General features: G+C 63.9%; 34 protein-coding genes and 1 pseudogene. 13 read left to right on the top strand and 22 right to left on the bottom strand.

Going from position 1 to position 26,385, the window contains the following annotated elements; translation table 11 throughout:
* Positions 1-267: 267 nt before the first annotated feature.
* From shn_RS00970 to shn_RS36255, 6 genes and pseudogenes are all read right to left on the bottom strand, one after another.
* Positions 268-1,341 carry an AI-2E family transporter gene (locus tag shn_RS00970; protein ID WP_064328776.1) on the bottom strand — a complete coding sequence of 358 codons (1,074 nt, stop codon included), beginning with the start codon at positions 1,339-1,341 and terminating at the stop codon, positions 268-270.
* A gap of 171 nt (positions 1,342-1,512) precedes the next feature.
* Positions 1,513-1,704 (bottom strand): annotated as a pseudogene (locus shn_RS00965) (transglutaminase family protein); the annotation flags it as partial.
* An 87-nt stretch (positions 1,705-1,791) separates the two neighbouring features.
* Positions 1,792-2,172, bottom strand: coding sequence for a DUF6481 family protein (locus tag shn_RS00960; protein WP_064328774.1), 381 nt, complete (start codon positions 2,170-2,172; stop codon positions 1,792-1,794).
* Positions 2,173-2,205: 33 nt separating this feature from the next.
* A complete protein-coding gene (locus shn_RS00955; RefSeq protein WP_064328773.1) occupies positions 2,206-2,430 on the bottom strand; it encodes a hypothetical protein in 225 nt (74 codons plus the stop codon).
* A 133-nt stretch (positions 2,431-2,563) separates the two neighbouring features.
* The gene (locus tag shn_RS00950) at positions 2,564-2,773 is read right to left on the bottom strand and encodes a cold-shock protein (protein ID WP_064328772.1); all 210 of its coding nucleotides are present in this window, start codon (positions 2,771-2,773) and stop codon (positions 2,564-2,566) included.
* A 175-nt stretch (positions 2,774-2,948) separates the two neighbouring features.
* Positions 2,949-3,113 (bottom strand): hypothetical protein, encoded by a 165-nt coding sequence (locus shn_RS36255; protein WP_168168884.1) that lies wholly within the window; start codon positions 3,111-3,113, stop codon positions 2,949-2,951.
* A 58-nt stretch (positions 3,114-3,171) separates the two neighbouring features.
* Here shn_RS36255 and shn_RS00940 point away from each other — a divergent pair, with 58 nt between their 5' ends.
* Positions 3,172-3,549: a hypothetical protein gene (locus tag shn_RS00940; RefSeq protein WP_064328770.1), complete on the top strand. Its 378-nt coding sequence runs from the start codon at positions 3,172-3,174 to the stop codon at positions 3,547-3,549.
* Positions 3,550-3,633: 84 nt separating this feature from the next.
* Here shn_RS00940 and shn_RS00935 read toward each other — a convergent pair whose 3' ends face one another.
* Complete coding sequence (locus shn_RS00935) at positions 3,634-3,921, bottom strand: hypothetical protein (RefSeq protein WP_064328769.1); 288 nt, start codon at positions 3,919-3,921, stop codon at positions 3,634-3,636.
* Positions 3,922-4,242: 321 nt separating this feature from the next.
* Here shn_RS00935 and shn_RS36250 point away from each other — a divergent pair, with 321 nt between their 5' ends.
* Positions 4,243-4,398 carry a hypothetical protein gene (locus shn_RS36250; RefSeq protein WP_162853021.1) on the top strand — a complete coding sequence of 52 codons (156 nt, stop codon included), beginning with the start codon at positions 4,243-4,245 and terminating at the stop codon, positions 4,396-4,398.
* Between the two features lie 87 nt (positions 4,399-4,485).
* Here the strand turns inward: shn_RS36250 and shn_RS00930 are convergent, their stop codons facing one another.
* Complete coding sequence (locus shn_RS00930) at positions 4,486-5,529, bottom strand: sensor histidine kinase (protein ID WP_064328768.1); 1,044 nt, start codon at positions 5,527-5,529, stop codon at positions 4,486-4,488.
* 89 nt (positions 5,530-5,618) lie between these two features.
* Positions 5,619-5,972: a response regulator gene (locus tag shn_RS00925; RefSeq protein WP_064328767.1), complete on the bottom strand. Its 354-nt coding sequence runs from the start codon at positions 5,970-5,972 to the stop codon at positions 5,619-5,621.
* Positions 5,973-6,367: 395 nt separating this feature from the next.
* On the opposite strand from shn_RS00925, the gene shn_RS00920 reads away from it, so the two are divergent.
* From shn_RS00920 to shn_RS00905, 4 genes are all read left to right on the top strand, one after another.
* Entirely contained in the window at positions 6,368-6,658 is a 291-nt protein-coding gene (locus shn_RS00920) for a hypothetical protein (protein WP_064328766.1), read from the top strand.
* A gap of 145 nt (positions 6,659-6,803) precedes the next feature.
* Entirely contained in the window at positions 6,804-7,052 is a 249-nt protein-coding gene (locus tag shn_RS00915) for an acyl carrier protein (protein ID WP_064328765.1), read from the top strand.
* A gap of 56 nt (positions 7,053-7,108) precedes the next feature.
* Positions 7,109-7,297, top strand: coding sequence for a hypothetical protein (locus shn_RS00910; protein WP_064328764.1), 189 nt, complete (start codon positions 7,109-7,111; stop codon positions 7,295-7,297).
* A gap of 45 nt (positions 7,298-7,342) precedes the next feature.
* Positions 7,343-7,528, top strand: coding sequence for a hypothetical protein (locus shn_RS00905; protein ID WP_064328763.1), 186 nt, complete (start codon positions 7,343-7,345; stop codon positions 7,526-7,528).
* Positions 7,529-7,587: 59 nt separating this feature from the next.
* On the opposite strand, the gene shn_RS00900 is transcribed toward shn_RS00905, so the two are convergent.
* A complete protein-coding gene (locus shn_RS00900; RefSeq protein WP_064328762.1) occupies positions 7,588-8,151 on the bottom strand; it encodes a dual specificity protein phosphatase family protein in 564 nt (187 codons plus the stop codon).
* Positions 8,152-8,359: 208 nt separating this feature from the next.
* Between shn_RS00900 and shn_RS00895 the strand changes: the two genes are divergently transcribed.
* Positions 8,360-9,526, top strand: a complete 1,167-nt coding sequence (locus shn_RS00895; protein WP_064328761.1) for a pyridoxal phosphate-dependent aminotransferase — start codon at positions 8,360-8,362, stop codon at positions 9,524-9,526.
* A gap of 6 nt (positions 9,527-9,532) precedes the next feature.
* Here the strand turns inward: shn_RS00895 and shn_RS00890 are convergent, their stop codons facing one another.
* Positions 9,533-10,060 carry an AAA family ATPase gene (locus shn_RS00890; protein ID WP_064328760.1) on the bottom strand — a complete coding sequence of 176 codons (528 nt, stop codon included), beginning with the start codon at positions 10,058-10,060 and terminating at the stop codon, positions 9,533-9,535.
* Between the two features lie 113 nt (positions 10,061-10,173).
* On the opposite strand from shn_RS00890, the gene galE reads away from it, so the two are divergent.
* Complete coding sequence (galE, locus tag shn_RS00885; protein WP_064328759.1) at positions 10,174-11,166, top strand: UDP-glucose 4-epimerase GalE; 993 nt, start codon at positions 10,174-10,176, stop codon at positions 11,164-11,166.
* A 3-nt stretch (positions 11,167-11,169) separates the two neighbouring features.
* Here the strand turns inward: galE and shn_RS00880 are convergent, their stop codons facing one another.
* The 10 genes from shn_RS00880 to shn_RS00835 form a co-directional block, all read right to left on the bottom strand.
* Positions 11,170-11,469: a chorismate mutase family protein gene (locus tag shn_RS00880; RefSeq protein WP_064328758.1), complete on the bottom strand. Its 300-nt coding sequence runs from the start codon at positions 11,467-11,469 to the stop codon at positions 11,170-11,172.
* Between the two features lie 446 nt (positions 11,470-11,915).
* Positions 11,916-12,920 carry a cytochrome d ubiquinol oxidase subunit II gene (gene cydB, locus shn_RS00875; RefSeq protein ID WP_064328757.1) on the bottom strand — a complete coding sequence of 335 codons (1,005 nt, stop codon included), beginning with the start codon at positions 12,918-12,920 and terminating at the stop codon, positions 11,916-11,918.
* Positions 12,910-14,328, bottom strand: coding sequence for a cytochrome ubiquinol oxidase subunit I (locus shn_RS00870; protein WP_064328756.1), 1,419 nt, complete (start codon positions 14,326-14,328; stop codon positions 12,910-12,912). The genes cydB and shn_RS00870 overlap by 11 nt, the downstream gene beginning before the upstream one ends.
* Before the next feature lie 221 nt (positions 14,329-14,549).
* Positions 14,550-14,810: a hypothetical protein gene (locus tag shn_RS00865; RefSeq protein ID WP_064328755.1), complete on the bottom strand. Its 261-nt coding sequence runs from the start codon at positions 14,808-14,810 to the stop codon at positions 14,550-14,552.
* 51 nt (positions 14,811-14,861) lie between these two features.
* Positions 14,862-15,134, bottom strand: a complete 273-nt coding sequence (locus shn_RS00860) for a hypothetical protein (RefSeq protein WP_145925842.1) — start codon at positions 15,132-15,134, stop codon at positions 14,862-14,864.
* A gap of 584 nt (positions 15,135-15,718) precedes the next feature.
* Positions 15,719-16,888, bottom strand: a complete 1,170-nt coding sequence (locus shn_RS00855) for a M20 aminoacylase family protein (RefSeq protein ID WP_064328753.1) — start codon at positions 16,886-16,888, stop codon at positions 15,719-15,721.
* A gap of 13 nt (positions 16,889-16,901) precedes the next feature.
* Positions 16,902-17,720 (bottom strand): ABC transporter permease, encoded by an 819-nt coding sequence (locus tag shn_RS00850; RefSeq protein ID WP_064328752.1) that lies wholly within the window; start codon positions 17,718-17,720, stop codon positions 16,902-16,904.
* Entirely contained in the window at positions 17,717-18,448 is a 732-nt protein-coding gene (locus shn_RS00845) for an ABC transporter permease (RefSeq protein ID WP_064328751.1), read from the bottom strand. The genes shn_RS00850 and shn_RS00845 overlap by 4 nt, the downstream gene beginning before the upstream one ends.
* 168 nt (positions 18,449-18,616) lie before the next feature.
* Positions 18,617-19,399 carry a transporter substrate-binding domain-containing protein gene (locus shn_RS00840; RefSeq protein ID WP_064328750.1) on the bottom strand — a complete coding sequence of 261 codons (783 nt, stop codon included), beginning with the start codon at positions 19,397-19,399 and terminating at the stop codon, positions 18,617-18,619.
* Between the two features lie 28 nt (positions 19,400-19,427).
* Positions 19,428-20,201 carry an ABC transporter ATP-binding protein gene (locus shn_RS00835; RefSeq protein ID WP_064328749.1) on the bottom strand — a complete coding sequence of 258 codons (774 nt, stop codon included), beginning with the start codon at positions 20,199-20,201 and terminating at the stop codon, positions 19,428-19,430.
* A gap of 211 nt (positions 20,202-20,412) precedes the next feature.
* Here shn_RS00835 and shn_RS00825 point away from each other — a divergent pair, with 211 nt between their 5' ends.
* From shn_RS00825 to shn_RS00805, 5 genes are all read left to right on the top strand, one after another.
* Positions 20,413-21,291 carry a dimethylarginine dimethylaminohydrolase family protein gene (locus shn_RS00825; RefSeq protein ID WP_064328747.1) on the top strand — a complete coding sequence of 293 codons (879 nt, stop codon included), beginning with the start codon at positions 20,413-20,415 and terminating at the stop codon, positions 21,289-21,291.
* A gap of 10 nt (positions 21,292-21,301) precedes the next feature.
* Complete coding sequence (locus tag shn_RS00820; protein WP_064328746.1) at positions 21,302-21,940, top strand: TetR family transcriptional regulator C-terminal domain-containing protein; 639 nt, start codon at positions 21,302-21,304, stop codon at positions 21,938-21,940.
* Between the two features lie 28 nt (positions 21,941-21,968).
* Complete coding sequence (locus shn_RS00815) at positions 21,969-23,159, top strand: pyridoxal phosphate-dependent aminotransferase (RefSeq protein ID WP_064328745.1); 1,191 nt, start codon at positions 21,969-21,971, stop codon at positions 23,157-23,159.
* Entirely contained in the window at positions 23,156-24,763 is a 1,608-nt protein-coding gene (locus tag shn_RS00810; protein WP_064328744.1) for a 5-guanidino-2-oxopentanoate decarboxylase, read from the top strand. The genes shn_RS00815 and shn_RS00810 overlap by 4 nt, the downstream gene beginning before the upstream one ends.
* Before the next feature lie 208 nt (positions 24,764-24,971).
* Complete coding sequence (locus tag shn_RS00805; protein WP_145925841.1) at positions 24,972-25,859, top strand: hypothetical protein; 888 nt, start codon at positions 24,972-24,974, stop codon at positions 25,857-25,859.
* A gap of 47 nt (positions 25,860-25,906) precedes the next feature.
* Here the strand turns inward: shn_RS00805 and mscL are convergent, their stop codons facing one another.
* A complete protein-coding gene (gene mscL, locus shn_RS00800; protein WP_064332380.1) occupies positions 25,907-26,347 on the bottom strand; it encodes a large conductance mechanosensitive channel protein MscL in 441 nt (146 codons plus the stop codon).
* Positions 26,348-26,385: the final 38 nt, after the last annotated feature.

Below are 26,385 nucleotides of genomic sequence, written 5' to 3'. Positions count from 1 at the left end.
CCCTCTAATCGATGATTATCGGGATCGATACGGCCCGCGCTCGGACCTGGAGCCAATGGCAATCCGGACTATTTCAGTCTACGCCTCAAGTCGTAGAAAGCAAATGAAATTCCTGCATTTTCTTGGAAAATCTGCGTGAATTATTCCAAACGAAATAGAAATATTCCGGCTGCGCTGTGTAATCGATCAAAAGGACGCTCAATCTCGTCAGGGTTTTCTGAAAATATTCATTAGAAACCTCAAACTTCTCCGTAGCTTGACGAAATTTTACATGCCTTTCGTGTCCGTCGGCTCTGATTTCTCCGCGTTCTGTTGCTGGGCAAAGAGCGACCATGCGGCGATGAAGAGGGCGGCGATCAGGGGGCCGATCACGAAGCCGTTGATGCCGAACAGCGAGATGCCGCCGACCGTGGAGATCAGCACCACATAGTCCGGCAGCCGCGTGCCTTTGCCGACCAGCGGCGGACGCAGCAGGTTGTCGATCAGTCCGATGACCAGCACGCCGATGAGGACCAGGATCACGCCCTTCAGCCAGGCGCCCATGAGGAACAGCCAGATCGCGGCCGGAACCCAGACGAGCGCGGCGCCGATTGCCGGCAGCATCGACAGGAAGGTCATCACGACGCCCCACAACAAGGCGGCTTCTATTCCCAGGGCCCAGAAGGCGATGCCGCCGATCGTGCCCTGGATCATCGCGATGATGATATTGCCCTTGACGGTGGCGCGCACGACGGCGGCGAACTTGTCGATGAACTGCCGCGTATAGTCGTCGCTCAGCGGTATCGCGTGGCGGATCGTCCGGCCGAGGGCGGCGCCGTCCCTGAACAGGAAGAAGAGGAGATAGAGCATGATGCCGAAGCTGATGAAGAATTGCAGCGTGTTCTGACCGAAACTCAGCACGCTGCCCGCAATCGACTGGCCCGCCTCCATGAAGCCCGAGGATATTCTCTCGCGCAGTTCGGCGAAGCCGCCGAGCCGCAGCGAATTCAGCCAGTTGTCGACAAATGCCGGCAGCGCATCCTGGATACGGGTGAAGTATGCGTTGAGGTCGATCTCGTTGCTGCTGATCCGCTGGTAGAGGCTGGTTCCTTCCTGGATGAGGGACCCGAGGATGAGCATCGCCGGCAGGATGACGAGGCAGATGCACAACAGGACCGTCAGCAGGGCGGCGATGCCGCTGCGGCCGCGCAGCATGCGTTCCAGCCGGCTGTGGACCGGAAAGAAGATGATCGCAAGGATGACGGCCCAGAAGACGGCGGTGTAATAGGGCAGGAGAAGCCAGATGAAGGCGATCGTCACAAGCGCCAGAAGGACATAGAAGCTCGTACGCTGAATAGACATGTCTGCCTTGTCGGCTGGGGCCGGTCTTTCCCTTCCTGCAAGACCAGTGCAGGATTTCTCACGTGGACAATAGCTGCGTCATGCCATCATGGCCAATGCGAAACCGTCCTGCGGGAGCCGCCGCTATCACGCCAGCTCTTCCGTCACGACCTCGAACCGCTTCAGGACAGCCGGCGCCACAATCCGGCTGCAGGCGTCGCCGAAGACGTCCAGATATTCCCAGGCCTCGATCGGCCGGTCGAAGGTCAGGGCCTGTTCGGTGAGCAGATCCGCGCGCCGGCTGGGGTGGATGCTGAGAACAAGCAGCATCGCCGTCTCGTTCTCGCATTCGTAACCGATATCAAACCCGGCGCGTATTTTCATGGTGCCATACCCTGGAAGAGCCGTTGTCAGGCCGCAACGCTTTCGCGCGCGAGACGTTCCCGCCGGGGTATGTCGCCTTGGGCAAGTCTATGCTTGCCTGGCCTTTCGGTTGGCGTAGCGCAGATCGCGGGCGGCCTTTCGTGCCGCTTCGTCCTCGATCACGCGTGCGACACGCGCCTTTTCGGCGCTCTCGCGGGCTAGCGTTTCGGCAAGCGCAGCCGCTTGTGCGGCCGCCTGCTGTTCGGCTGCCTCGGCTTCGAACCGCAGCCGCTCTTCCAACCTTACCCGCTCGCGCTCGAGGCGCCGCTCCTCCCGTGCCGCAGCGATGAGGGTCCGCTCCGCCTGGCGCGCCGCTCTGGCGGGGGCCGCGGTAACCTGGGCCGCATGGTAAGCTTTCAGCAGCGCCGACTTCGCATCGGCTGATGCCGCGCGGCGGTCGGAAAGCTGGTTGTCTCTCGTGTTCTTCAAGTCGTCGTCCTGTCTATTCTGGTGTGGAGGTGATCATCGTGCGCCGGCGCGCTTGGCGAGGAGAGCGGACGTGGCGGACGCACGGTCCTCCAGTTCCTTGGCAAGGCGTGCTTCCCGAAGCCGCAAGGTCTTGGCCTCGCGGGACTGGGTGATGGATGCAAGCTCCTGCACCGCCTCGTCCTTTGAAAAGAACGGCGCCTGGATGGCGCTGAACGCAATCTCCGCCTTCTGGCGCGAGAGGCTGTATTTTTCTGTCATGGGAATTCCGGTGGTGAGGCCCGGCAAGCGAGCGGAAAACAAAAGGCCAGGCGATATGCCTGGCCTTGCGTGGGGTGGGCGTGCTTCCGGCAGTGCCAGTACATCCGTGGTCAAAGGAAAGCACGAGACCCGATCAGGCGGCCTGGAGATTGCAGGCCGACATCTTGCCCGACTTGTTGTCGCGCTCCAGATCGAAGCCGATCTTCTGGCCTTCGACGAGGTCACGCATGCCTGCCCGCTCGACGGCGGAGATGTGGACGAACGCGTCGGCGCCGCCATTGTCAGGCTGGATGAAGCCGAAGCCCTTGGTGGAATTGAACCATTTAACTGTGCCAGTGGTCATGACGAACCCTTTCATAGCAATATTGAGAAACCGCCACGCCAGAGCGCTGCGGATGATGATAGCGATTTTGAAAGGAAAGGTTCGTTCAGAACGCGGTGTCAGCCACGTGACAAGCAAAGCTCAGCAAGCAAATTCGATGAGGTGTTGTACCGCGTTTATAGCGTTGCGTCAACCATTAGTTTTTCCAGTATTGCATCTCGTCAAAGGGTTGCATTGGCATTGCATCCTGCACGCCCACCCGCCAAGTATGGGCCACGTGCTGGCGGAAGCGCGAATTGACCTTAATTGAATCCTTGCTAACGGCGCGCAGGAGGCTCACACTGGTTTCTTCAGCAGCCATGTCACGGGCACTGCTGTTTGAGGGTTGGTTACCCTGGCCCCAATCAAAGGAGGACGACATGTCTTCCGACGCTGAAGTTTCATCACGCGAAATGGAAATGATCCGGTCCGTGCTGCACACGGCAGGTTACAGTTCGGATGTCCTTGTTGATGATGGGCAAAAATTCAACACGGCCACCCGGCTGCTGATGCAGTTGGTCCTCTCCGGCGAAGCCTCACCGCATGCGCTGGCGGAGCAACTGGAACGGTCCTTTGGTCGTCCGGTAAAGTACAAGATACTCTTTGCCCCCCTTCTGCCCCGATACGCCATCCAGGGGCTGCCGCTCGTTCGCAGGACGGCATTTCGCCCGATCAGCAGGCCCCTGAGGTCCGGTGAGAGCGATCTGCAGGAATGGGAAAATGAAGGCGGTGCTCCGTACCATAGGTCCGTGCACTGATCGGACAGCGCCAAGGCACGCAAAGCACCCAATGCGAAAGGAGGGCGGCACTCCCTTTCTCCAGGATACGCGATCAATCTGTGATCAGGAGATGTTGCCCGGGCCAACTGCCACGACAGTTCCATCCCGCGCCAATGCCTCGTCAATCTCTGCCGGCGACACCTGAAGGAACTGGCGCCTGGCCATCGCGACCGAGAGCGCAGGAATCTCAAGGTGGGTTGCCACCCTCCGATACGCCGTGAAGCTCAGCCCCTCTATCAACTCCTCGTCAACGACCAGGCGATAGGTGCCCGCCTCCAGGGGTTCCGAAAGGGTTTCCAGACGAAACGGATTGGTGAACGTGATTTCGGTCTCAGTGGTTCTTTCGATCATTTGAACACCGCCTTACCACCGTCTTTGCCGTTGAGGATCATCACAACCATCCCTCGATCAGGATGTAGACGATCATCGCAAGGCTCGCTGCGGACAAGACGTAACCGGCCAGGGTCGCGACATCGTGTTTTCTGGGCTGGTGGAATAGGGAAGACATGGCGTCCTCCTCGCTTGGGGCCAGGGTAATCAACCCTCAAACAGCAGCGCCCGTAAGATGGCTGCTGGAATGAATACAGTGAACCCATTTCCCTCCTTTGGCAACAAATCGTTTCGGTGGTTCAGAGGCACGCCTCGAAGATCGGCCGTCGCTTGCAATTGAACATGCGGCATGCCCTTGTTTTCGACACAGTGGCTGCCTATATCCTGTCAATCGGCATTGCTGATGAGCGCTGGAAGATTTCTGCCGCTCGCAATCGCCACAATCGCTTCATGCTTTTGACCACGGATGTACTGGCACTGGTAGACAAGCGATTATGAGGAAGGTCGGTGCGGTTTCGCCCCGGCCTTTTTTGTTGGCTGCCCCTGCAGGGACGGTAATCGGACGGGGCTCAACAAGGCCGGTCGTCAGCGCGTCAGTTGTTCAATCGCGGACAAGTCGCTTTGGAGCTGAATTTTCGCAAGCGGCAACTCGGCAAGGAGGACGAACCCCTCCTGCCGATAGGAGACAGACGCCTCGCCGAAGGCTTGCAGGCTGGAAACGATGAGGCGCGAGCCAAAACCCTTGCGGTGCGGTTCGGAACTTTCAATGCGCGGACCATCGATTTCCCGCCAGCATGCGATGAGCGTCTCTATTCCATCGCGGCGCTCGATGTCCCACGTGATTTCGACATGCCCTTCTTCGTTTGACAAGGCGCCATATTTCGAAGCGTTCGTGAGCAGTTCGTGAAAAACCATTGCAAACGACAGCGCCGCCTGGGGCCCGAGACGAACGTCAGGCCCACCTGCCCTGATACGAGAGCTCCCGTCCAGCCCGATATTCATTCCGGCGGCCGCCACGACGTCCGCGAGCGTCGCACTTACCCAATCCTTCTGCAGCAGGATTTCATGGGCCTTGGCATAGGCTGCAATGCGCAACTGGAGCTTGTCGGTCGCATCGTCCAGCGAAACCGCATTGCGCAAGGACTGTGTCACGATCGCCTGGACGACAGACAGCGTGTTCTTCATGCGGTGGGCGAGCTCGTGCATGAGGAGACGCTCACGCTCCGCCCGTTCGCGTTCCCCGGTTCTGTCACGGAGGATTTTGATGAAGCCGATGGTCTTGTCGTCGGGCGCGCGCAAAGCCATCATCTCGCCCGAGGCCCAGAACATCGTGCCGTCTGCACGCAGATGCCATCGCTCGTCACTGCCGCGGCCGCGGTTGAGGGCTGCCGTCATCTCCTTCTGCGGAATGCCCTTTTCCCTGTCTTCCTGCGTGAAGAAAACCGTGGCCGGCTTTCCGATCATGTCCTCGGCTGTCCAGCCCAGTATGTTGACGGCGCCTTCATTCCAGCTCGTCACGAGACCATCGAGGTCCATGGATATGATGGCGTAGTCGATCGCGCTCTGCACGATCGCTTCAAGGAAGCGCTCTCGTGATGAAATCGTTTCGGCATTGCCTGCTATCTTCATGAAGGTCTCTCGAATTCGGCCCTGCATGTCAGGCCACGGATCATAGCGCTTACGCCGTCATATATGTGCATGCGGAGTGCGGCCGAAATCTAGCGGCTATTCATTGCTTTAAAGCACGCGGTGATTTGATCGAAGCGGAATGGTTTCGAAAAGAACTTTGTCCCGGGAGGCAAGTCCGTGCCCGTTGGCTGTATCCGGCCGGACGCCACGATGATTCCGACATCGGGAAAACGTTCGGCAACTCTTTGGGCCAGATCAATGCCCGTCAGCTTGCCCGGCAGCTGGATATCCGTGAAAAGCAGATGGATCGTCTGCTCGTTCATGATCTCGACAGCGTCGTCGGCCGAGCCGGTGTCAACGACATCGAAACCCGCCTCCTGCAGCGCGTCAACCAATGTCAAACGGATCAGCACTTCGTCTTCCACTACCAGAACTGTGCGCACGAGGTTCTCCTGTCAATGGTCACAAACCCCTGGAACCACGCAACGTTCCTTCTTTGATCAACGGCACTTTGATCTGCGTGCATTGTCCGGGAAAGCGCGACAGGTCGAGCCGTTTCCGCGCGCCTGATGCGGGCCATGCCCTGCCGGCACGAAACGACCGCAATTGAGGACTTGCCAATGCGGAACATCAAGCGCAAGGTTCATATTCCAGCAGCCATTGACAAGGGCGCTGCTGTTTGAGGGTTGGTTACCCTGGCCCTGAAAATGAAGGAGGACTCGATGTCTTCCGCTTTTCTCCACAGGCAGCAACGATACGTATGGCCCGCCGCGAGCGGCTATCTGTTTCTTGCAGCCAGCCTGGTGACGATCCTCGTTGTTATCGTCGGGGGGCGGCTGTGGTGATCCTCATCTTCAAAGGCCCCGATGTTCCTGGAACGCAACGCCGAACCGTCCTCCGGCAGATTCTCAAAAACGCCGGCTATGAGACCCGCAGCCTTACGCCGGGACAGGAGACCGGTAGCGAAGATGCGGCAAATCTGATCCGCTTGATCAAGTCGGCGACGATCGATGCTGGAACCTATCCTCTCTCCCGCAAGGCGCGCGCGCAGGAGCAGCGCCTCAGCGTCGAGGTCTGGGAAAACGAGGGCGGTTCCACCGCCGCGTGGCCACGATGTCCAATCGTCTGACAGCACTGTTTGTCGTCGTGGCTTTGGCCGCCGTTTTTGTTTGGGCCTACCGCCCGGATCAAAGCCGCTATGATCGTCTTCATCCCTCTCAATCGCGTCAGCCGGCATCGTCGCAGTAACGATCCTTCATCAAGGCAGATCACACATGGAAGACGTAAGAACCGAGATAGCTGAACGTGTGAAGAATATTATCGTCGGGCAGTTGGTCGTCGAGAAATCGAAGGTCGTCGACGATGCCTCGATCGTCGACGACCTGGGTGCCGATTCCCTGGAGGTGGTCCAGATCGTGATGCTCATCGAGGACGAGTTTGGCATTACCATTCCCGATGCGCCGGCCGAGGAATTCCTGACGGTTCAGGACGCCATCGACTTCGTGGTCGCATCGCAGCCGTGACAGGGAAGCGCTGTCTGGGCGGACGAGCAGCCGCTGCGGGACAGAGGAGTTGATGGATGACGGCAACCAGAAAGCCGACGAAGGCGAGCGCGGAGAAAAAGGCGGCGGAGACGAACTCCATGGCAAGGCGGATCATCGACCAGGAGGCGGCAGCGCGTGAAAAGAAGACCGCGAAGCTGCGCATGCTGCGACTGGCGAAAGAGGCGGCCAATCCCGCGCCCCTGCCGAAGCTGAAGCGAAAATAGCGATCGGAGGCATGTGTGGCCAAAGGCGCGCGGCAGAAACGGTCGATGGAAACCAAGCGTTATGCCATTCGTATGCAGCCCAATCTCGAATGGGCGATCTATGATGTTTTCACCGGAGCGACCGCCAAGCCCTCAAGCTGGCCGCTTGTGGACCTGCCGCTTGAAAAGGCGCTTGAATATTGCGGCTTTCTCAATTCCATCGATCGGTTTCGGCGCAGGTCCCGGCAATAGCGACGGCACGGGCTGGCCCGCCTTCATGCACGCCGCCTTCCCGCGTCCGGATGCCGCTTCTAACCGGCTGAGCGCGCCGCCGCCTCCAGGGCCTCCCAGCTTTCATCCATGGCGTAGGTCGGCGAGAGGAAGGGGATGCCGATATGGCCGTAGCGGATGGAGAGCTGGCGTTCGGCGGTTTCCTCGTCGACACGGGCGATGCGGGCGAGGTAGATGACGGAGGCGAGGCCTGTCCGGTCGGCGCCCGAGCGACAATGGATGAGGATCGGGCGCGGCGCGTCCCTGAGGAGGGTGGCGAGTTCGTCCGCCGCCTTGGGGTCGAGGCGCTGATCGGCCTGCATGGGGAAATCGATGAGAGTGAGGCCGAGGCGTCTCGCCGCCGCGACCTCGTTCCTGTACCAGGCCGCCCGCTCGTTCCGTCCCCTCAGGTTGACGATGGTGCGGATCCGGTAGCGCGCGGCATAGGCTGCGATCTCGCCCGGCGTGGGCTGGTTCGAGCGATAGACCTCCCCGGGCACCACGGTGGCGAAATTGCCGGTCAACTGGATCGCCACCAGATAGATGCCGAGCGCCACGCCCAATGCGCCACAGGTGAGCGCACCCCATTTCAAGAACCGCTTCATGCCTGCCTTCCCTGCCGATCGTGGCGGCAGGATCGGGCGTGCGCCTGACAGGAGCCTGAACGTCAGCGGCAAGGATAACGTCGCGCTTCCATCACCGATTTCGATGGATCTGTCAGCGAAACTGGCGTGAATGATGGGACGAAACCGGTTAGGTCTTGGGCCGCGTCATCGTCGATGCTTGGGTCCAATCCTGCCGGAGTGATGTTCCATGTCCTTCATCGAAAGCCTCAGCCCGCGCTCGCTCCGCGCCCCGGAAAGCGGGATCGTCGAAGTGGTCAACTATGCGCGCGGGCGCGAAGGGCTGATCCCGCTCTGGGTCGGCGAGGGAGACCTGCCGACGCCGGATTTCATTGCCCGGCCCGCGGCCGAGGCGCTGCTGCGCGGTGAGACCTTCTACACCTGGCAGCGCGGCATTCCCGAGCTGCGCGCCGCCCTTTCGCGCTACTATGCCCGCCGTTTCGGCGCGGCGCTTCCCGACGAACATTTCTATGTCGTCGGCTCCGGCATGCAGGCGATCAAGCTGGCGATCGAGGCGCTCGTCTCGCCAGGCGACGACATGGTCTATCTGACGCCGGCCTGGCCGAACTTCGCGGCGGCAGCGGAGCTTTCGGGCGCCAACCCCATCGCCGTGCCGCTCGCCTTTGCCGGCGGACGCTGGCAGGTCGACCTTGAGCGGGTGGAAGCGGCGATCACACCGAAGACCCGCGTGCTCTTCGTCAACACGCCCTCCAACCCGACCGGCTGGACGGCGACGCGCGAAGACCTTGCCAGCCTGCTCGCGATCGCGCGGCGCCATGGCCTCTGGATCATGGCCGACGAGATCTATGCGCTCTATCATTATGCGGGCGGGCGGGCGCCCTCGTTCCTCGACGTGATGGAAGAGGGCGACAAGGTCGTCTTCGTCAATTCCTTCTCGAAGAACTGGTCGATGACCGGCTGGCGCGTCGGCTGGATCGTCGCGCCGCCGGAAATCGGCCAGGTGCTGGAGAACCTGATCCAGTATTCCACCTCGGGCGTGCCGCAGTTCCTGCAGCAGGGCGCCATCGTGGCGCTCGACGAGGGCGATGCCTTCGTGCGGGCGAATATCGAAAAGGCCACGACGAACCGCGACGTCTTCTGCGACGCGCTGATCGCCACCAACCGCGTCGAGACGCTGAAGCCGGACGGGGCGCTCTACGCCTTCCTGAAGATCGACGGCGTGACGGATTCGCGCCTCGCCGCGCTCGACATCGTCGACCGCACCAATGTCGGCCTTGCGCCGGGCACGGCCTTCGGGCCGGGCGGCGAGCTCTTCATGCGCGCCTGTTTCCTGCGCGATCCCCGGCAGGTCGAGGAGGCGGCGGAGCGCCTCGCCCGCTACATCGCGGCGCGCTGACGGCGATCAAAGGCGGCCGAGCACGAAATCGGCGCGCGCCGCTACCGGCATCTTCGGCACAATGACCACCTCGTAACCGAGCATGGGATAGACCCTTTCCAGCCGCTCATATTCGGCGAGCGCGGCCGCAAGATCGTGCCGGCGTTCCGGATCGGCGGCATAGATCTCCGGCCAGGGCGGTGTGAGGAAGACCTGCCTGTTGTAGCGATGCGCCGCGGCCAGCGCCGGCAGGACCGGCTCCCCGCCTTCTGCATCGAGGGCGGCGGCCGCGTCGATCAGGCCGCGATCGAAGAAGACGAGGCCGGGATGCCGCTGCATCGCCGCCCGGTCGGCGAGCGCCAGCGCGATGGCGCGCCGGGCGAAGGCGGCAAGGTCCAGCCAGGGCAAGGCGGTGCCACCGCTCGCCAACTCCGCCTGCACGATACGCCGGCCGGGCTCCTCGACAACGGCGTGGCCGCGCCGGCGGAGCTCTTCCAGGAGGGTGGATTTTCCGCCGCCGGAGCAGCCGGAAAGCACGATGAAACGGTCGGACATGATGGTCTTCCTTCTGTTCGGCGGGAGAGGCCCGCAAATGCGCCGCAATTGCGGTTGCGTGTTGCCGGCCGGCAGGGTGATATGCCGGCAATTCAGTCGATTCGGGGAATGACATGGCGGTTCTGGTTACGGGCGGCGCAGGTTACATCGGCAGCCACATGGTCTGGGCGCTCATCGATGCGGGCGAGGAGGTCGTGGTGCTCGACCGGCTCTCGACCGGCTTCCGCTGGGCGGTGGCGCCCGAGGCGCGCTTCTACGAGGGCGACCTTGCCGATGCGGCGCTGCTGGCGCAGGTCTTCGCCGAAAACAGCATCGACGCGATCATCCATTTCGCCGGGTCGATCATCGTGCCGGAATCGGTCGCCGATCCCCTCTCCTATTACGACAACAACACGGTCAAGTCACGGGCGCTGATCGCCGCGGCCGTCGCGGCGAAGATCCCGCATTTCGTCTTCTCCTCCACCGCCGCCGTCTACGGCACGCCCGACGGCACGGAACCGGTGCTGGAAAGCGCGGCACTGCGGCCGGAATCGCCCTACGGTTCCTCCAAGCTGATGACCGAGATCATGCTGCGCGACACCGCCGCGGCGCACGATTTCACCTATACGGCGCTGCGCTACTTCAATGTCGCCGGCGCGGATCCGCGCGGGCGCACCGGCCAGTCGACGGCGGGCGCCACGCATCTCATCAAGGTGGCGAGCGAGGCGGCGCTCGGCAAGCGCGCCGGCATGGATGTCTTCGGCACCGACTATCCGACGCCGGACGGCACCTGCGTGCGCGACTATATCCACGTCACCGACCTTGCCAATGCGCATCTGAAGGCGCTGCAGCGCATGCGGGCGGGCGGCGGCTCGATCGTCGCCAATTGCGGCTATGGCCGCGGCTTCTCCGTGCTGGAGGTGCTGGAGCAGGTGAAGGCCGTGTCCGGCAAGGACTTCCCCGTGCGCTTTGCCGGGCGCCGGCCGGGCGATGCGGTGCTGATCGTCGCCAACCCCTCCGTCGCGATGCGGGAACTCGACTGGACGCCGCAGCATGACGACCTCGGCTTCATCGTGCGCACGGCGCTCGACTGGGAAGAGCACCTCGGAAAGCGCAATCAGATCTGACGCCTATTCCTCGCCGAGCAGCGCCTTTTCATGGGCGATGGCGCGGTTGATGAGCTGCGCCCAGATCTCTTCGTAGAAGGCGCCGTCGAGGCCGAGGGCCTCGGCGTTGCGATGCGCATTGTCTCGCACTTCCCGGACGCGCTCCGGCACGTCGGCGGGAATGCCGAGGCCCGCCTTGATCTCGGCCGCCCGGCCGATGAAGCTCCAGCGCTCGGCGAAGAGCGCCATCAGCGCCCGGTCGACCCGGTCGATGTTTTCCCGGATTTCCGCCATCGTCGTGCAGTCTGCGGCCGTCTTCGCCATTGCGGTCTCCCTTGTCGGGACCCCGATAGCAGAGGAATGTTTTGGGGGAAAGCCGCGAACGTCTCCTGAGACGCAAGGCCACATGCAGGCCCGGGGGTTAAGCGGAAGGAGGGTGCGGTCCTGTCTTCTGCTTGCGGGCCTGCATGCTGGCCGAGGCGGAACCTAGGCAAGCAAGCTGGCGCGAGGCTGGATGCTTTTACGTTACGTGAGCCCCTTGTTTCCGGCATCCGGCTGGAGCAGTTTTGCTTTTCTTCGAATCGCGAAAGTGCTCCAGCTTTTTGTTTTAACGCTATTCCGGACGCAAAACCGCTTCGCACTTTTGCCGGAATTGCTCTAGGTGCCGATGGCGAGCTTGATGGCGAAGCCGACGATCGTCACCGCCAGCACGCCGCCCGCCCAGAGACCGACGAACCAGAGCAGCCTGCGGCCGGTCGAACCCTCCGTCATCAGTGATAGCCCTCCTGCGGATCGACCTTGCCGCGGAAGACCCAATAGGCATAGGCCGTGTAGCCGAGGATCATGGGAATGAGCACCAGCGCGCCGACCAGCAGGAAAGCAAGGCTCTCCTCCGGCGCGGCCGCCTGCCAGATCGTCAGCGAGGCCGGCACGATATAGGGGTAGAAGCTGATGCCGATGCCGGCGAAGCCGAGCACGAAGAGGCCGAGCGCGGCGATGAAGGGCCGCGAATCATGCCGGGTGCGCAGGCCCTGGACCAGCAGCGAGAAGCAGCCGAGCACCAGCAGCGGCACGAGCAGGCTGAAGAGCAGCGTCGGCCAGCCGAACCAGCGGTCGAAATAGAGCGGCTCCAGGAAGGGCGTCCACAGGCTGAAGACGCCCATGGCGACCAGCGTGCCGATGCCGGCCTTCAGTGCATGGCCGCGGGCGCGTTCGGCAAGATCGCCGCTCGTCTTCATCACCAGCCAGGTGGCCCCGAGCAGGGCATAGCCGATGAGGAGCGCAAACCCCGTGGCAATGGAGAAGGGCGTCAGCCAGTCCCACCAGCCGCCGGCATAGGCGCGCTCTTCCACCGGAATGCCCTGCACCAGGGCACCGAGCGCCACCCCTTGCGTGAAGGCCGCGACCATGGAGCCGCCGGAAAAGGCGATGTCCCAGAGGAACTCGCCGCGCCGGGTGCGCCAGCGATATTCGAAGGCGACGCCGCGGAAGATGAGGCCGAGCACCATGAGGAGCAGTGGCATGTAGAGTGCCGGCAGGATGGTGGCATAGGCGAGCGGGAAGACGGCCATCAGCCCGCCGCCGCCCAGCACCAGCCAGGTCTCGTTGCCGTCCCAGACGGGCGCGACGGAATTCATCATCACGTCGCGATCGTGTTTCTCCTTGAAGAAGGGGAAGAGGATGCCGACGCCGAGGTCGAAGCCGTCGAGGATGACATAGGCAAGCACCGCGAAGGCGATGATGGCTGCCCAGATGAAGGGAAGATCAATGGCCATGGTGGTGGCTCCCGGGCGTGGTGGCGATGGCGGCGGCAGGCGTGATGCCGGCCGAACGGAGGGGACCTTCCGCCAGATCCGGCATGGGATCGCGCGGCAGGCGGCCCATCAGGCGCAGGATGTAGAAGGTGCCGGCGCCGAAGACGAGGAAATAGACCACGATGAAGGCGATCAGCGAGGTGGCGACGGCGGGCGCATCGATGGGCGCCACGGAATTGGCGGTGAGCAGATGGCCGTAGACCGTATAGGGCTGGCGGCCGACCTCCGTCGTCACCCAGCCGGCCAGAACGGCGAGGAAGCCGGCAGGCCCCATCAGCACGGCGGCACGGTGCAGCCAGCGGTTCTCGCCGAGCGTCCCGCGCCACCGACACCACAGCGACCAGAGCCCGATGCCCAGCATGGCAAAGCCGATGGCGACCATGATGCGGAAGGACCAGAAGACGATGCCGACCGGCGGATGCAGTTCCTTCGGCACCGTATCGAGCCCGGCGAGCGGGGCATCGAGGTCATGCTTGAGGATGAGGCTCGACAGTTTCGGGATCTCGATGGCGTAGTCGACGCGCTGTTCGGACGAATTCGGAATGCCGAAGAGGATGAGCGGCGCGCCGTCGGGATGGCTCTGGTAGTGCCCCTCCATCGCCATGACCTTGGCCGGCTGGTGCTCCAGCGTGTTGAGGCCGTGCATGTCGCCGGCAAGAATCTGGATCGGCGCGACGACGGCCGCCATCCACATGGCCATGGAGAACATCGTCTTCGCGCGCTTGGGCGCATCGCCGCGCAGGAGATGATAGGCGCCGACGGCGCCGACGACGAAGGCGGTCGTCAGGTAGGCGGCCAGCACCATGTGCACGAGGCGGTAGGGGAAGGACGGGTTGAAGATCACCGCCCACCAGTCGACCGGCACGAACTGGCCGACATCGTTGACGGTAAAGCCGGCCGGCGTCTGCATCCAGGAATTGGCGGCAAGGATCCAGGTGGCCGAGATCAGCGTGCCGACGGCGACCATGAGCGTGGCGAAGAAATGCAGTTTCGGGCCGACACGGTTGAGGCCGAACAGCATGACGCCGAGGAAGCCGGCCTCCAGGAAGAAGGCCGTCAGCACCTCGTAGCCCATCAGCGGGCCGATGACCGGCCCCGCCTTGTCGGAGAAGACGCTCCAGTTCGTGCCGAACTGGTAGGACATGACGATGCCGGAGACGACGCCCATGCCGAAGGCGAGCGCGAAGATCGTCTTCCAGAAGTTGAACAGCGAAAAATAGACCTCGTCCTTCGTCCAGAGCCACAGCCCTTCCAGCACGGCGAGATAGCTCGCAAGGCCGATCGAGAAGGCGGGGAAGACGATGTGGAACGAGACCGTGAAGGCGAACTGGAATCGGGCGAGCAGCGTTGCGTCCAACGATTCGAACATTGGCCACGTCCTTTCGTAAGGCTGGCGCGGGCCTCAGCAGGCCGCGGTCGCACGAAAGAATGTGGTCCGGAACAGGCAAAGGTCAATTCTGCCGGCCCGCCCACGTTGCCGCACCGCGACAATCGCCCGCGTGCGGCATTTCGGCCGCCGCTCTCCTGGACGCATAAAGCTCCCGGCGGAAAACCGGGAGCTTTGACGGCGGAATAGAGATGGCCTACCCGTCAGTCGGCGATCGCCGAGCGATCGAGACCCGGATAGTAGTCGCCATTGGCCGGACCGACCCGGCGGGTCGTGGTTTCCGTCCGGGGATGGACGTAGCCGTTTGCAATGCGCGCCTGGCGCTTGCTTTCGATCATCCGGTCCTGCTTCGCGCTGGGCCAGGTGCCTTCATAGTAGCTGCCGGCGGCAAGGGCGGCCGAAGCGCCGAACAGCGAGGCCACGAGCAATGTGGCGGTGAAGGTCGTGTTGAGAGACTTGCTCATCGTTTCGTTCCTGTGGTCAGTCTTGGGAGTCGGTCTTGTTGCCGCTGGCAGTCAGCGGTTGTCCCTGTCGAGGCCGCTGTAGTAGTCGCCCCTGGCAGGGCCGACGGCCACCACGACCGAGGTGGACGCTTTATCGTCGCTGCCGATGCTCTGCGTGGTGATGCGATCGACGGTCTCGCTCTGGGCCTGATCGCGGTCAATGCCGCGATAGTAGTCGCCATCACCACCGGCAAGGGCCGCGGTGCTGCCGTAAACGGAGGCGGCGAGGAGGGCGGTCACAAAGGTCGTGCTCAAGGTCTTGGTCATCGTCTTGTTCCTTTCCATATATGCATCGTGAAACTGGCGGATCGGGTTCACCGTGGCTGCGGGCATCCCCTGCCATCGGTGGCGACGGGGACGATCCGGCGGCTTGCCGGGAGGCGCCACAGGGCGGCGCCCGCAGGTCTCTTTCCTTCAACATGGTCCGGCATCGTCATTCCCTTCCGTCTTCCGGGAGCGGGTTCGCCGCTTCCCTGAAACAAAGATGGTCCCTCAATTTGCGGGATGGAAGGGTCTCGAATTGGAAACAACCGTCAACGTTTTTTGAACGATGAAAACGGCTCTTTCGATACACAACCGGACAGGCAAAAATCGACAAAACCATCCATCTGGACGGTTTTTCTCAGAAAAAGCTCTACGGGCCAACCAACTGATTCATATTGGCAATAATTGTCCCTCCCGCCGCGGAAGGCTGAAGGCGCACGCGAAGGATGCAGTGCGAGCCGGCGGCATTCACAATTGTGGCGTGGAAAGCCGCGCCGCCGATTTCAAGAGTTTCACGAATGTGTGAGGAGCAAAAAAACGCGCCGAAATCGCTTTCGGCGCGGCTTGAATTGTGTCCGGATTGCGTCGAAGGCCGTCGCTCCGCCCTAGCCGGCGCGCAGGTAGTGTTCGACCAGCTCCGTCCAGAAGGCGGCGCCGACAGGCAGGAGGTCGTCGTTGAAATTGTAGCCGGGATGGTGGAGCGACTTGTCGTTTTCGCCGCCCTTGCCGCCGAGGAAGAAATAGGTGCCCGGCCGCGCCTTCAGCATATAGGCGAAGTCCTCGCTGCCCATGAAGGGCCTGGCAAGATCGACCACCTTGTCGGCGCCGGCGAAGCGGATGGCGAGGTCCCGCACGAGGTCTGTCTCGGCCTTATGGTTGACCGTCGCATCGTAGAAGCGCTGGTAATCCACCGTGGCGTTCATGCCGTAGCTTTCGGCCTGGCGCTCGGCGATGAGACGGATGCGGCGCTCCAGCTCGTCACGCACGGCGGGATCGAAGGAGCGGATGCCGACGACGATCTCCGCCCGGCTCGGGATGATGTTGCTTGCCGAACCCGCATGGAACGAGCCGACCGTCACCACCGTCGGATCGAGCGGGTGGATGTTGCGCGAGACGATGGTCTGCAGCGCCATGACGATCGAGGCGCCGCAGACGATCGGGTCCAGCGTCTCCTGCGGCTCCGCGCCATGGCCGCCGACGCCGTTCACCGTGATGCGCGCCTCGTCGACCGCGGCCATGATCGGGCCGTCGCGCAACGCGAACTGGCCGAAGGGCAGGCCCGGCTCGTTGTGCAGGGCAAAGACGGCATCGCAGGGGAACTTGTCGAACAACCCCTCCTCCACCATGATCTTCGCACCGCCGAAATTCTCCTCTGCCGGCTGGAAGATCAGGTGCACGGTGCCGTCGAAATTGCGCCGCTCGGCAATCGCCTTCGCCGCGCCGAGCAGCATGGCCGTGTGCCCGTCATGGCCGCAGGCATGCATCTTGCCGGGCGTCTTGCTGGCATAGGCAAGGCCGGTCTCCTCGTGGATCGGCAGTGCATCGATATCGGCACGGATGCCGATCGACTTGCGGCCGGTGCCGTTCACGAGCGTCGCGACGAGGCCGGTTTTCGCAAGGCCGCGCGTGACCTTGTAGCCGTAGTTTTCGAGATGGCGCGCGATGACATCGGATGTGCGCACCTCTTCGAGGCCCAGTTCCGGATGCTCGTGCAGGTCGCGGCGGATCGCCACCATTTCCGGCATGGAATTCTGGAGGGTCGTATGGATCGTCATGTCATCGTCCTTTTCAGGCACCACGCGTCGGGATCCTGCGTTCGAAATAGCGGAACGCGACCACCAGGATGGCGGTCAGGCAGAGATAGATGAGGGCGAGCAGCAGCAGCGGCTCATAGGTGATGTAGGTTTCCTGCCGCACCTTGGAGATGACCGCATAGACGTCGATCACGGTGATCGTGGCGACGAGCGGCGTCGCCTTCAGTTGCAGCACGGTCTCGCCATTCAGCGTCGGCAGCGCCCGGTGCACGGCGCGCGGCAGCCAGATGCGGCGGAACGCCGTGAAATGGCTCATGCCATAGGCGCGCGCCGCTTCCAGTTCCCCCGCCGGCACGCCGGCAAAGGCGCCGCGCATCACCTCGCCCTCATAGGCCGCAAAGGATAGGGTCAGCGCCGCCACCCCATAAGGCCAGGCCTCGCGCAGATAGGGCCAGAGGAAGGAATTGCGGATTTCCGGGAACTGCGGGAAGAGCGAGCCCAGCCCGTAATAGAGCAGCCACAACTGGAGCAGCAGCGGCGTGCCGCGGATGACGGTGCAGAAGCTGCGCGCCAGGAGTTTCAGCGGCCACGGCCCGGTCACCTGCACGAGGCCGATCGGGACGGCCAGCAGGAAGCCGAGGACCGAGGTGACGAACAGCATGAGCAGCGTGACGCCGACGCCATAGGCAAGGCGGCCGGAATATTTCGGTACCCAATCCCAGCGCATGAACCAGATGATGCAGAAGACCAGGATGGCGGCGATGGCCATCAGCACGATGCGGTGCGGCTTGAAGAAGCTCTTTCTCGTCGGCAGTTCGGTGAGCGCCATGGCGGCGACGGTCTCATCGCTCATCGCACCGGCTCCACCATGCCGCGCCGATAGTGGCGCTCGATGAAGCCGATCAGCACGTTCGAGACCAGCGTGATCATGAGGTAGAGCACGCCGGCCGCGCAGAAGAACAAGAGATAGGCCTTGGTGCTGCCCGCCGCCTGGCGCGTCACCAGCGTCAGCTCGCTGAAGCCGACGACGGCGAGCAGCGCGGTGTCCTTGGTGGCGATCAGCCAGAGATTGGAAAGACCGGGAATGGCGTGCGGCAGCATGGCCGGCAGCGTGATGCGCCGCATGATCTGCACCGGCGACATGCCGTAGGCCCGCGCCGCCTCGATCTGCCCCGCCGGCACCGCCTTGATGGCACCGCGCAACACCTCGGTGGAATAGGCGCCCTGCACCACGCCGATGACGAAAATGCCGGCCGCAAGGCCGCTGATATCGACCGGGCCGAAGCCGACCAGCGCCGAAAGCTGGTTCAAAACGTCCGTGCCGGCATAATAGAGGATGAGGATCAGAACGAGTTCCGGCACGGCACGCACGAGCGTCGTATAGACCTCGAGCAGGTCCTTTGCGACCGGGCCGCCATAGAGCTTGCCCATGGCGCCGCCGGTGCCGAGGATGAGGCCGAGCCCGTAGCCGCCGACGGCAATCTGCAGGGATTGCCAGAGCCCCGCCAGCATCACCCCGCCCCAGCCGGGCGGTTCGAGGGCAAGCAGGCTCCAGTTGATCAGCGATCCGGCGTCGGCCATGGGGTTCCTTCAGTCCTTCGGGGCAATCGCAGATGAAAACCCCTTCTGCCTGCCGGTCCCTCCCCACAAGGGGAGAAAGCCGGTTGCCTGCTCCTCCCCCGGCCTTTCCGGCCGAGGGTGCAGCGCGTTACGCCCTTCCCCTTCGTGAGGAGGGGCACGGTAGGAGACTCAACCGCCGTAGATGTCGAAATCGAAATACTGCTTCGAGAAGGTCTCGTAGGTGCCGTTCTCGCGGATCGCCTTGATGGCCGCGTTGATCTTGTCCTTCAGCTCCGTCTCGCCCTTGCGCAGCCCGACGCCGACGCCGAGGCCGAGGACCTCGGGATCATCCTTCACCATGCCCTTCATGTCGCAGCAGGCAGCGCCCTGCTCGGACTTGAGGAATTCCAGCATTGCGACGGAGTCGGCCTGCACCGCATCGATGCGGCCGGCGGCGAGGTCGTTGTTGGCCTCGTCCTGCGTCTGATACTCCTTCACCGTCGTGCCGGCAGGCGCGAAATACTTGTTGGCGTAGACCTGGTGGATGGTGGCCACCTGCACGCCGAGCGTCTTGCCGGCCAGCCCTTCCGGCGTCGGGTCGAAGGTGACGTCCTTCGGACCGATCACGCCCGGAAGCGAGTTGTAGTACTTGTCGGAGAAGTCGATCGTCTGCTGGCGCTCCGCGGTGATCGACATGGAGCCGATGATCATGTCGATCTTGTTGGAGGTCAGCGCCGGGATGATGCCGTCCCAGGCGACCGGCGTGACGACGCAGTCAAGCTTGGCCTCGGCGCAGATCGCCTTCATGAACTCCACTTCCCAGCCTTCCCAGTTGCCCGAGGCATCCGGCGAGGTGAAGGGCGGATAGGGCTCGGCGGCAAAACCGACACGGACCTGCTGGGCCGCGGCGCCCGAGATGGCGGCAAGGCCGATCGCGGCGGCAAGGGCGATTGTCTTTACGGCACTCTTCATGATCTTCCCTCTGTTGGTTTTTTGCTTCTCAGTGGATGGAGCTGATGAATTTCTTCAGCCGCTCCGATTTCGGCGATCCGAACAGTTCGTCCGGCGGGCCCTGTTCCTCGATGAGCCCGTTCGCCAGGAAGACGACGTGGCTTGCGACATTGCGCGCGAACTTCATCTCGTGCGTGACGAGGATCATCGTGCGCTTTTCCTTGGCGAGATCGCCGATGACGGACAGCACCTCGCCGACCAGTTCCGGATCGAGCGCGGAGGTGGGCTCGTCGAAGAGCATGACATGGGGCTGGATGGCGAGCGCGCGGGCGATGGCCGCGCGCTGCTGCTGGCCGCCGGAGAGGAAGGCGGGATAGGCGTCGCGCTTCTCGTAGAGCCCGACGCGGCGCAGCAGCGTCTCGGCGCGGTCGATCGCCTCGTCCTTCTTGACACCGAGCACATGGACGGGCGCCTCGATGACGTTTTCCAGGATGGTCATGTGCTGCCAGAGATTGAAGCTCTGGAACACCATGCCGAGGCGCGAGCGCAGGCGCTGCACCTGCCTGCGATCGGCCGGCATCATGCCGCCATGGCCGTCCTTCTTCATGGCGATCGTCTCGCCGTGGATGGTCACCGAACCGGCGGTCGGCAATTCCAGCATGTTGATGCAGCGCAGGAAGGTGGACTTGCCCGATCCCGAGCCGCCGATGATGGCGATGACGTCGCCCTCATGCGCGGTCAGTGAAACACCCTTGAGAACGTCAAGCGGCCCGAAGCGCTTGTGCAGGTCCCTGACCGCGATTGCCTCGGCGCGTTCCGTCATCGCGGAGCAGTCTCCGGCGCACGGAAAATCGATGCATGACCCATGCCAAATTCCCCTGTTTTTCAGCGTTCCCGCGGGCATCTTCGGCCCGTCGTTCCGTCTTGTGAAAAGCATCGTGGCACTTGTTAAGAAATTATTCAAGCGTATAATAGGCTCATCGCTGACTTTTCTGGCAGCGCCCGTCCAAGATGATTTTTCCCGGGAGTATTGAATGTCCGCCTACGGTTCGCAGGAAATGTCGGCCCCCCTGATGCGTGTTCTGATGCGCCGCCCCGGCGCCAGCCTGAAGGACGCCGATGCCGCCAAGTGGCACTATGGCCCGACCTTCGACGGCGCCCGCGCGGTCCACCAGTACAAGGCCTTCGCCGAACTCGTGGAAAAATCCGGCACCGAGATCATCTGGCTGGAGGACGAGGGCGACGGGCTTGCCGACGCCATGTTCACCCACGATCCCTCGCTGATGTCCGATCACGGCGCGATCCTCCTGCGCATGGGCAAGCCGCTGCGCGTTGCCGAAACCGCGCTGCACGAAAAGGCCTATGCCGAGCGCCAGATCCCGATCCTCGGCCGCATCGAGGGCGAGGGCACCGTGGAGGGCGGCGACTGCATCTGGCTCGATGCGAAGACGCTCGTCATCGGCCGGGGCGTGCGCACCAACCAGGACGGCATCGACCAGATCACGAAGATCCTTTCCCCCTACGGCGCCACGGTTCTCGCCTATGACCTGCCGCTCTGGCAGGGCGAGGAAGCCTGCCTCCACCTGATGAGCGTGATGAGCCCGCTGGCGGACGACCTCGCCCTCGTCTTCGCCCCCCTGCTGCCGGCCGCCTTCTACCAGTTGCTCAAGAAGCGAGGCATCCGCCTGATCGAGGCGCCGGCCGACGAATTCCATGCCAGCAACGGCCTTTCGCTCAACGTGCTGCCGACCCGGCCCTACGAGGTCATCATGGTCGAAGGCTTCCCGGCCACCAGGGCGGCGATGGAAGCGGCCGGCTGCACGGTGGAGACCTTCGAGGCCGACGCGCTGTGCATCGCCTGCGAGGGCGGGCCGACCTGCCTGACGCGGCCGGTGCTGCGCCGCGCCGCATAACGAGGGAACCATGGCCCGCCGAACCTTCCATCGCGCTCCCGAGGCCGAACGCCGCCACGACCTGATCGAGGCGACGCTCGACTGCATCGCGGAATACGGCCTGCAGGGCGCGACGGTCCGGCAGATCGCCATCAAGGCGGGCGTGACGGCCGGCCTCATCCGGCATTACTTCCAGTCCAAGGAGCACATCCTGCAGGAGGCCTACCGGATCGTCATCGTCCGGCTCACCGAAAAGGCCGAGCGGGTGACGGGCGATCCGGAAACGCGGCTGCGCGACTTCATCGTCATCAACCTGACGGAACCCGTCGCCAACAGCCGCAGCCTCTCGCTCTGGGCCTCCTTCATCAGCCGCGTCAGCGTCGATCCGGAACTCGCCGCCATCCACCGCGAGGGCTATCTGAGCTTCCGCAACGCGCTGGAGGGCCTGCTCGGCGACTTCCTTGCCGCGCGCGGCGAGGATGCCTCGCCGGAACGCTGCCGCAGGCTCGCCATCGCGATCAACGGCCTGCTCGACGGCCTCTGGCTGGAAGGCTGCCTGGCCGGCGAGCTTTTCGGGGAAAGCGAGCTCGTCGAGATCGCGCTGACCTCGATCGAAACCCTGCTCGGGCTGCGCCTGAGACCAGTCGACGCCACGGGCGCTGATCACTAAACGACATCCTATAATGCGGAGGACGGCCATGCGCTATGCATCCATCACAGATCGGCTTGCCAATCTCGGCTCTGAAAAATGGGCCATCCATGCCGAAGCGCGGCGCATGAAGGCCGAAGGCGAGGACGTCATCGAGCTGACCATCGGCGAGCCGGACGTGCCGCCGGACCCGGCGCTGCTGGCGGAGGCCGTGCGCAGCATGCATGCCGGCCGCTACCGCTATTCCAACGGCCGCGGCGAACCTTCCGTGGTCGACGCGCTGGTGCGCAAGTACCGGAAGCGCCGCAGCGACGTCACCGTCGCCAACGTGCTCTGTTTCCCCGGCACCCAGACCGCCCTCTTCGCCGTCATGCTCGGCCTCGTGGAGGCGGGCGATGCGGTGCTCGTCGGCGACCCGCTCTATGCGACCTACGAGGGCGTCATCCGCGCGACCGGCGCCGAGCGCATCGCCGTGCCGCTGCGCCCGGAAAACGGCTTCCACATGAAGGCGGCCGACCTCGAAGCCGCCATCACGCCGGCCTGCCGGGTGCTGTTGCTCAACACGCCGCACAACCCGACCGGCGCGGTGCTGAGCGCCGCGGAGGTTGCCGAGATCGGCGCCGTCTGCCGCAGGCACGACCTGTGGATCGTCTGCGACGAGGTCTATGAAGAGCTCGTCTTCGGCGCGACCTTCGCCTCGCCCTTCGACAATCCCGACCTTGCCGAGCGCACCATCGTCGTCTCCTCCATCTCGAAATCGCATGCCGCGCCGGGTTTCCGCAGCGGCTGGGCGATCGGCCCGGCGGAATTCTGCACGCGGCTGCTCTCGGTTTCCGAGACGATGCTGTTCGGCGGCCAGCCCTTCATCGCCGACATGACGGCCTATGCGCTCGACAACCCGATCTCGACCGCCGCGACGATGCGCCAGAGCTACAAGGCGCGCGCCGCCCGCTTCGCCGACGCCCTGTCGCGGGCGCCCGGCCTCGTGCCGCTGCCGCCGGAGGCCGGCATGTTCATCGTCGTCGACGTTTCCGAAACGGGCATGAGCGGCGAGGATTTCGCCTGGGCGCTCCTGCGCGAGGAACGTGTCGCGGTCATGCCGGGTTCCTCCTTCGGCGAGGAGGCGGAAGGCTTCATCCGCCTCAGCCTCACCGTGCCCGATGCCCATATCGACGAGGCCTGCCGGCGCATCATCGCGCTCGCCACCCGTTCCACCATGCCGAAGGAGCGCCGCGCATGAGTACGAAAACCGTCGGGGAAGTCCTGGTCGACCTCCTGGAGGCGAACGGCGTCGAGGTGGTGTTCGGCATTCCGGGCGTGCACACGGTCGAGCTCTATCGGGGCCTTGCCGCCTCGAAGATCCGCCATATCACGCCGCGCCACGAACAGGGCGCCGGCTTCATGGCGGACGGGTATGCACGCGTTTCCGGCAAGCCGGGCGTCGCGCTGGTCATCACCGGCCCGGGCCTTACGAACACCATCACGGCGATGGCGCAGGCGCGGCAGGATTCCGTGCCCATGCTGGTCATATCCGGCGTCAACCGGCGCGATTCGCTCGGCCACGGCCGTGGCCTGCTGCACGAGCTGCCCGACCAGCAGGGCATGATGAAGACGCTTGCCCTCTACTCGCACACGCTGCTCAATCCCGCCGACCTGCCGCTCGTCGTGGAACGCGCCTTCGCCGTGCTGCTTTCCGGCCGCCCGGGTCCGGTGCATATCGAAATCCCGACCGACGTGATGGCGAAGCCCATCGAAACCGGAAACTTCCCCGCCGCGGTCGCCACGCGCCCGCGCGCCGATGCGGAAACCCTGCAGCACGCCGCCATCCTGTGCACCAATGCCTCGCGCCCCGTCATCCTCGCCGGCGGCGGCGCGGTGACGGCGGAAGACGAGATCCGCGCGCTTGCCGAGTGGATCGGCGCACCGGTCGTCACCACGGTCAACGCCCGCGGCATGCTCGCCGGCCATCCGCTGCGCGTGCCGGCCAGCCCCAGCCTCAAGGCGGTGCGCCGGCTGCTTGCCGATGCCGACCTCGTCGTCGCCTTCGGCACGGAATTCGGCCCGACGGACTACGACATCAATGTCGACAACGGCTTCCCGCGGCTGAAATCGCTGATCCGCATCGATATCGACGCCGCCCAGCTCGCCCGCACGCCGCAATCGGGCCTTTCGATCTTCTCCAGCGCCAAGACGGCGGCGGCCGGCATGCTCGGCTTCCTCGAAGGCCACAAGGCGACAAGCAACGGGGCGGCGCGCGCCGAAACGGCCCGCAAGGGCGCCTGGAACGAGCTGACGGCGAAGATGCAGGCGGAAATCGGTGTCATCGATGCCATCTGGCGCACGCTGCCGAAGGCGATCATCGTCGGGGATTCCACCCAGGCCGTCTATGCCGGCAACTACTATTGCGACGCGCCGCGCCCGCGTAGCTGGTTCAATGCCGCCACCGGCTACGGCGCGCTCGGCTTCGCCCCGCCCGCCGCCGTCGGTGCGGCCCTTGCCGAGCCCGATGCGCCGATCGTCTGCCTCGTCGGCGACGGCGGCCTGCAGTTCTCGCTGTCGGAGATCGGCTCGGCGGCGGATGCCGGCGCCCGCGTCGTCTTCCTCGTCTGGAACAATGACGGCTACCAGGAGATCGAGAACTACATGGTCGAGGCCGGCATCACGCCGGAAGGCGTCAAACCTTCCGCGCCCGACTTCATCGCCATCGGCACCGCCTATGGCGTGCCCTCCGAACGCCTCGCCGACGTGCGCGACCTGCCGGCCGCGCTGGAGAAGGCAGGTGACCGCAAAGGCCCGAGCCTCATCGAGATCCACCAGACGAAGACGGCCGGCGCGACGGCCTGATTCGCGGCCGGCATGGGATCGGTGCCGTCGCCGCGCGCCGCCCTCGGCGGCTCGACAGCGCGAAAACTCGGAAATATCCGGGTTTTCCCGCCGGCGACGGCGCCCCCGATCCTCGCGACTTTGCAAACCCTCGTTTATTTGCCATGGATGACGCCGCCGCCGGCCACCTCTTGCGCCGACGGCTATCGGGAACGGACTCGAGTTCAGGTTGGCGGACCAGCAGACATTTCCACGACCGGTCTATGAACGGAGCCCGCCCCGCGCGCGGCCGCCTGCACCCTCGCTCCTCCAGAGGGCGCTCGACCTGGTGCCGATGCGCGACTTCGCGGCGGCGCATATCGGTTTCACCGGGCGATTCAACCGCGCGGTCCGTCGGCTCGATCGCGAGGGCGGCCCGGCCATCCTCGCCGCCCAGGCCCATTTCCATTTCGGCGAACAACTGGTCATCCCCATCGCGACCGGGCACCTGACCACGCGGCTGCGCGACAATATTTCCGATCGCGGGCAGCTTCGCTGGATCGGCACGCATTTCCTCGACGGCAGCGACTGGAGCCGTATCGTCGAGCCGCTCGAAAAGTCCTCCTCCCATACGGAGATCGTCGAACTCATCGAGACGCGGCAGGATTTTCGCGCAGGCTCGCGCTACCAGGCCTATGCCAGGCGCATCAAGGACGGCGCGACGGTCAAGCGCAACCGCATCGCCATCGACACCATCGAAAAGCTCGACAATTTCTTCGAATATTACCTGGCGCTGATCGCCGATATCGAGAAGAACGGCATCGTGCCGCATTCCGATCTCGGCCTGCGCGGCCAGACCGGCCGGCGCCACCGCTGGACGCGCACGCTCTGGCAGGATCTTGCCGAGCGCGATATCGGCGTGGCGATCGACGCCGAGGGCCGTCTCGTCCGCCACACCAACGGCAAGCACCGCACGGCGGCAGCCGTCGCGCTCGGCATCGAGCGCATTCCCGTCGAAATCCGCCTGGTGCACGCCGGCTGGCTTTCGCGCCAGGCCGAACGGCTCGGGCTTTCGCCGGCCGCTGCCCTTCTCGCCACGCTCGAAGAGGCCCGCACGACGGGCTGGCCCGCACCCTAAAAGGCCCGGCGAACCGGGCCTTTCGTATAAAATCAGCTCCGGATGCTTCAGGCGACCGGGCGGCTCTTCAGGAGGTCGCGGATCTCGGTGAGCAGCAGCACGTCTTCCGGCGGCGGTGCGGGCTCGGCGGCACCGGCGGCCTTTTCCTTCTCCAGCGACGCGCGCATGCGGTTCACGCCCTTGATCATCAGGAAGATGATCCAGGCGAGGATGAGGAAATTGATGAACACGGTGATGAAGCTGCCATAGGCGAACACGGCGCCCTGCTCGCGGGCGGCGGCAAGCGACGAGGCCGTCACGTTGCTCGACAGTGGCAGGAAGTAGTTGGAAAAGTCGAAACCGCCCCCGGTCAAGGCACCGACGATCGGCATGACGAGGTCATTGACGACGGATTCGACGATCTTGTTGAAGGCTGCACCGATGATGACACCCACGGCGAGGTCCATGACATTGCCGCGGGCGATAAACGCCTTGAACTCATTGAGCATGAGGGTCTCCTGTTGCTGCAAAGCCTGAGCAACCTAGT

Source organism: Shinella sp. HZN7 (genome assembly GCF_001652565.1).
GTDB lineage: Bacteria > Pseudomonadota > Alphaproteobacteria > Rhizobiales > Rhizobiaceae > Shinella > Shinella granuli.
The sequence above is the reverse complement of the archived record's forward strand: the minus strand, read 5'-3'. Positions and strand labels throughout refer to the sequence as shown.